The following is an 818-nucleotide window of genomic DNA, read 5'->3' on the forward strand; positions in this document are numbered from 1 at the left end:
GCGGCGAGCGCGACGCCGGACAGCGTCGCGCCGTAGCGCAGCGTCGCGGGGAGCCCGCGGAGGTCGGCGGGGCGCCACTGCCCCGCGACGCCCACGGCGTCGGGGACGGCGTGCCAGGCCGGGGTGCGGGCGCTCATCGCCGCCACGCCCGCGCCGCCAGCCGGTCGATCGTGCCGGGGAGCGCCGCCGTTGCGACCGCGCCCGCGCGCGCCCACCAGGGCGAGACCACGCGCGCCCGGGTGACCGCGGCCCGGCACACCCAGGTGGCGGCACCGTCGGCGGTCAGGGCGGGCAGCCGGGACCGGCCGTAGGTGGGCGCGCTCATCGCGGTGCGGGTGAGCGGCAGGTGGACCGAGGTGACGGCCACGCCGTCGCCGCGCAGCTCGGGCGAGACCGACCGCAGCCAGGCGTCGAGACCCGCCTTGGTGGCCGTGTAGACCGACCAGCCCGGGCCGGGCAGCCCGACGCCGACCGTGCCGACCGAGACCAGGTGCCCGCCGCCCCGCGCGCGCATCGCCGCGAGCAGCGGGAGCGCCAGCGCGATCGGGCCCAGCAGGTTGACGCCGGCGAGCCGGGTGACGTCGTGGAACCGGTCGGTGTAGGCCGCCAGGTCGCGCCGGATGCTGTGCCCGGCGTTGGAGACCAGCAGCGCGGGCGGGCCGTGGTCGGCGAGCACGCGCTCGGCGGCGTCGCGCGCGGCGTCGGTGTCGCGCAGGTCGACGGCGATCGTGCTCGCGCGCCCGCCGGCCGCGGTCAGCCGGTCCGCCACCGAGGCCAGGGCGCCGCCGTCGCGGGCCAGCAGCACGACGTGCGCGCCG

1 protein-coding gene is annotated in these 818 nt (G+C 80.4%); it reads right to left on the bottom strand.

The annotated features are described in order from the left end of the window. Positions 1-133 precede the first annotated feature (133 nt). The coding region (locus tag GPA02_RS18745) for an SDR family NAD(P)-dependent oxidoreductase (protein WP_156201961.1) at positions 134-818 on the bottom strand (685 nt) is incomplete at its 5' end.

The sequence above is a fragment of the Actinotalea caeni genome, assembly GCF_009733795.1.
GTDB classification, from domain to species: domain Bacteria; phylum Actinomycetota; class Actinomycetes; order Actinomycetales; family Beutenbergiaceae; genus Pseudactinotalea; species Pseudactinotalea caeni.